Here is a 4,776-nt window from a genome sequence, read left to right as displayed (position 1 = left end):
GCCCGAAGGGTGCGCCCGGGAAGCTGCCGAGGGTGTTGTTGCCCACGCCGTGCGACCAGCGAGAACCCGGTAGGCGAAGATCGTCCCCTTCGTGACCGTGCGGGCCCACCAGCGCTGCGTGTACAGATCAACTCCAGTAAACTGACCATGCTTTAGGAAGTGGCAAGGCCGCGAGTCGACTGCGTGCGATGGCGGGAAGCACCAGATGTAGCCGGCGTTCGCGGTCCTCAACGGAGCTCTGATGTACCTGTTCGTTTGCTTTCTCAGACGGCTCCGCCCTGCGACCGGTTGCGGGGCCGCACGTTGCGCGAGGGCCGGCCGGACGTCCGGCGCCGCCTGCCAGGACCGCGCCGCTGGAGCCTTGGCCGGCTCGTGCCGTTCACCGGGTCTCGTCCCCGTCTCGCCGTCGTATGTCTGCGGTGGTACCTCTTCGCCCTGTACGCACGGTCCGCGCACTACTCACGCATTGCCACATTGTTTCTCCTGTCCGCCAGTTCTCCAAAGGCCGCACTCATCCCCCCTACGGGGGAGTGAACCGCCGCGCCGTTCTTCGAAGGCCCGACCGACCCCTAGGACCCCCCTCCGTGACCTTGTCCTCAAAAATCGCCCTTGCCCTCGGCGTCCTGTCTCTCCTCCTGGCAGTCTGGGCGCTGCTCCTGGCCCGCTCGCGCCGCACACACCTGCGGCGGGGCACAGAGTTGTCCGCGAAGGCGCAGGCCGCCGATTCCCGTGCGCAGGCTGCCGAGGGCCGCGCCCGAACCGAGGTGCAGAACAGGCAGACCGCAGAGTCCCGCGCGCAGGAAGTCGAGGCCCGCGAGGCGGAGCTTGTCGACGAAGTGCGTCACCTCGTCTCCGAGCGGCTTCCCGCTCTCGCACTGCACCTGATCAGCTCTCATCACCCCGTCCCCGGACCGCTGCACAAGAACCTCGCGGGATCCGAGGCTGCACGGCTCCTCGACGCCCTGCCCGAGGCCGTTTCCGGCATCGTCCTCAAGGAGAGGCGCCGCATCGACGCCGCTGCCCGGGCTGCCCTGCGCGGCGCAACTCAGGAGTCCCAGGCCCTTTCCTACCGGTTGCAGACGAATATCGTGGGTCTGCAGCACGAGTTCAGCGCGCCGCCCCGTCTGACGCAGAGCCTGCTCGAGTCCGACCACCTCAATGAGCAGAACCTGCGCCTCACGCAGAGGTCCGCCATCGTGTGCGGAGGGTGGCCGGGTCACGTCCGCAAGGACACCTATGTGAGCGAGGTCGTCAGTGGCGCCTCCTCCCGGCTGCGCGGCTTCGACCGCATCAACATCGTTTCCCGGCTGGGCCTTTCCAACATCGGTGTGGTCGGGCGCGCGGCCGAGCCTGTTGCCGTGGTCTGCGCGGAGCTGATGGCCAACGCGCTGGAGCACTCCCGTGACGACCTCATGGTGGACGTGGGCTTGATCCAGACCGGCAACGGCAGTGTGTGCATCACGATCGACGACGCCGGCAAGGGCATGACCTCGGAAGCGCTCGCCCGCGGCCGAAGTCTGATATCGGGTGAACAGCAGGAAGTGATGCTCCTCGAGCTCGGTGACCCGCCGTCCATGGGCTTCGCCGCCATCGGCCGTCTCGTCGCCGACTACGGCCTGCACGTCTCCATCGACACTTCCTCTCCCTATGGCGGGGTGCGCGCTGTGGTGTCAGTTCCCGAGAACCTGCTGACCTCGATCGACGAAAACGCCACTCCTCCGTCGGTCATGGCTCCCCAACCCGCCGTGGCGCCGCAGGCCCACAAGCGGCCCGCCCCTGCCGGCTCACCCGCGCCCGCGCCCTCGCCCGAGCACTCTCCCGGGCCCGGGCACTCTCCCGCGCCGACCGCCGCGGCACAGCTGCCGCAGCGCCGCCGCCGTTTCTCAGCGACAGCCACCCCTGAGGACGCCGCCGCAGCAGCGCCCCGCCCCCTGGACCCGGAGAACACCGGTGCCATCTGGAGCGATTTCCAAAGCGGCCTCACCAGCGGCCGGTCCGTCACCGATTCGGAGCACACACTGTGACCATGCCTGAAGCCCGCGAAGAGACCGGCCCCTCCACCTGGGTCCTGAAGCCCATCACCGAGATCCGCGGTGTCCGGCACGCCCTGACCATGACTCTCGACGGGATGGTCCAGGCCACCTCCGAGAACCTCACCAAGGACGAGGCAGACGGCATCGGTGCGATGACTGCCGCGCTGCACTCCGCCTCCCGCGCCGCCACCAACGCCGTTCTGGGAGCCCCTCCGAGCACTCCGCTCACGACCGTCACCTCGCACAACGACCGGGGTACCTACATGGTCATGCCGGTCGGCGAAGGAACCAACACCCTGATCGCGGCGGCCGGCGACGAGGACATGCCCATGGGCGTGGTCGCGGCCACCATGGCCCGCCAGGCAATGAAACTCGGGGAACAGATCATGTCCGTTCCCGCCCGTACCGGCGACGGGGCGTCATGAGCCGCGGCCAGGAACAGCGGCGGCTGCTGCCGGCCTACCTCGCGACCGGAACCAGCCCCGGCGCCGGCCTGCCGGGCACCCTCGATTCGCTGGCCGCTCTGCGTGCCAGCGGTCTGCCGCTGGCCAGGTACCACACGGCGGTGCACCAGCGCGTGGTCGAACTGCTCACCGGCGGGTCTCTCAGCGTCGTCGAACTGGCCGGCTATCTCGGCCTCCCGGTCAGCGTGACTCTGGTGCTCGCCGAACAACTTGTCAGTGACGGTCAGTTAAAAGCCAGCGTCCCCATTCCGGACGCCCTGCGCGCGTCGAACGATGGCCGACCGTCGAAAGAAGTCCTGGAAGAGGTTCTGAGTGGACTCCACGCTCTCCTTGCCGCCTAGCCCGCCTCCCGTCTACCTGCCCGAGGGGGAACACCGAAGGATCAAGATCCTCGTTGCCGGCCCGCTCGGTATCGGCAAGACGACCGTAGTCAAGTCGCTGTCGCAGATTCCGACCCTGCACACCGACGAGGTCATGACGAACGCGGCGGTCGCTACCGATGACCTCAGCCACGACGTCCTGCGTGACAAGACCACCACCACGGTCGCCATCGACTTCGGCCGTCTGACCCTGCCGGGCGACAAAATCGTTCTGTACCTGTACGGAACTCCCGGGCAGCGCCGCTTCCTTCCTCTGTGGGAAGGCATCGCGTACGGAGCACTCGGTGCCCTCGTCCTGGTCGACACCCGGCGGCTCAAAGACTCCTGGGAGGTGATGGAACTCATCGAGGAGCGCGGTTTGCCGTACGCCGTCGCTGTCAATGTCTTCCCTGACTCACCCACATACGACTTGGAGCTCATCCGTTCGAAGCTCGACCTCGCCCCGGAGACACCACTGGTCACCTGTGACGCCCGAGAGAAGAACAGCGGCCTCAAAGCCCTCATCCAACTGACCGCCCATTCCATATCCGTTGCCGGAGTCGAAGCCTCGTGACGCTCACACCAGCCGAAGCACCCGTGTCCCTGCACGGCGCCGAACACGCCGCGAACCCGCAGCGCAGCTATGAACTGCTGCGCCGGCAAGGGCCGGTCGGCGTTGCCGAGGTGGCCCCCGGTGTCGTGGTCAACCTGGTCACCGACTACCGGGCCGCCCTCGACCTCCTCCAGGACACCGATACGTGGACCAAGGACACCCGGAGCTGGCTGCCACAGGTACCGCAGGACAGCCCGATCCGGCCCCTGGTGGAGTGGCGGCCGAGTCTGTTCTACGCCGACGGCGAGGAACACGCGCACCTGCGCCGGGTGATCACGGACAGCTTCGGTCTCCTGGATCCCCATGACGTGCGTGTCCTGACATTCCGCTACGCCGACACACTGCTCCAGGAATTCGCTGATACCGGCACGGTCGACCTCGTTGGCCAGTACGCGCAGCGGCTGCCCCTGATGCTCTTCAACGCACTGTTCGGCATGCCGGACGAGGAGGGCCCGCGGCTGGTGTGGGCGCTCGGGGCGATGATGGACAGCGATCCGGAGATCCAGGCGGCGGGCGGGCAGTCGTTCAATGCCTACCTCGAAACCCTCTACGGGACCAAGGCGGCACAACGCGGCCACGATCTGACCTCCTGGTTCATCGATCATCCCAATGGGCTGAGCCAGGAAGAGGCCGTCCACCAGATCCTCATCACCCTCGGCGCCGGGAACGAGCCACTGTGCAACCTCATCGCCAACACGCTCGTCCGCATGCTCAGCGACGACCGCTATTTCGGCACCCTGACCACCGGGAGCCTGCCCATCCAGCACGCCATCGATGACGCACTGTGGCACGACGCGCCGCTGGCCAACTACAGCGTCCACTTCCCCAAGAAGGACGTGACCTTCCACGGCACCCCCATCCGGGCCGGCTCACCCGTCATGGTGTCGTACGCCGCCGCCAACACCTGCCCCCACTCGGGCCTGCCGGCGGACGGCTATCGCTCCGGGACCAAGGCACACCTGGCCTTCGCCGCGGGGCCGCACGCGTGTCCCGCCCGTGACGTCGCCACGCTGATCGCCACCGCCGCCATCGAGAGGCTCCTGACCTACCTGCCGGACATCGAACTGGACGTACCCGCCGACGAGCTGACCTACCGCCCCGGGGCGGTCTACCGGACGCTCACCGCGCTCCCGGCCCGGTTCACCCCGCTGGCCCCCGACGCCAACGGGGCCACCCCCTGGAGCCGGAGCCCCATCGGCCCCGAACGGGACGCGCCACCGTCCCCGGCGTCAGGCCGCACCAAGGCGTAGCAGCCGTATCACCCGCCGTCGATCGTCGTGTCGCGGTGGTGGCGCCCGTAAACCGGC

The 4,776-nt window shown here is 67.9% G+C and carries 5 protein-coding genes; all 5 read left to right on the top strand.

The window, feature by feature from the left end; translation table 11 throughout:
• The first annotated feature begins 584 nt into the window (after positions 1-584).
• From ACFU8Q_RS39215 to ACFU8Q_RS39195, 5 genes are read left to right on the top strand one after another with little or no spacing between them, the layout of a single operon-like run.
• Positions 585-2,024 (top strand): sensor histidine kinase, encoded by a 1,440-nt coding sequence (locus ACFU8Q_RS39215; protein ID WP_384464307.1) that lies wholly within the window; start codon positions 585-587, stop codon positions 2,022-2,024.
• Between the two features lie 2 nt (positions 2,025-2,026).
• A complete protein-coding gene (locus tag ACFU8Q_RS39210) occupies positions 2,027-2,458 on the top strand; it encodes a roadblock/LC7 domain-containing protein (RefSeq protein ID WP_384464304.1) in 432 nt (143 codons plus the stop codon).
• Positions 2,455-2,838, top strand: a complete 384-nt coding sequence (locus ACFU8Q_RS39205; protein WP_384464301.1) for a DUF742 domain-containing protein — start codon at positions 2,455-2,457, stop codon at positions 2,836-2,838. Before ACFU8Q_RS39210 ends, ACFU8Q_RS39205 begins: the two co-directional genes overlap by 4 nt.
• Positions 2,810-3,430: an ATP/GTP-binding protein gene (locus tag ACFU8Q_RS39200; protein ID WP_384464298.1), complete on the top strand. Its 621-nt coding sequence runs from the start codon at positions 2,810-2,812 to the stop codon at positions 3,428-3,430. Before ACFU8Q_RS39205 ends, ACFU8Q_RS39200 begins: the two co-directional genes overlap by 29 nt.
• Positions 3,427-4,719 (top strand): cytochrome P450, encoded by a 1,293-nt coding sequence (locus ACFU8Q_RS39195; protein WP_384464295.1) that lies wholly within the window; start codon positions 3,427-3,429, stop codon positions 4,717-4,719. The genes ACFU8Q_RS39200 and ACFU8Q_RS39195 overlap by 4 nt, the downstream gene beginning before the upstream one ends.
• The last annotated feature ends 57 nt before the right edge of the window (positions 4,720-4,776 follow it).

The organism is Streptomyces sp. NPDC057543 (genome assembly GCF_042801895.1).
GTDB lineage: Bacteria > Actinomycetota > Actinomycetes > Streptomycetales > Streptomycetaceae > Streptomyces.
The sequence above is the reverse complement of the archived record's forward strand: the minus strand, read 5'-3'. Positions and strand labels throughout refer to the sequence as shown.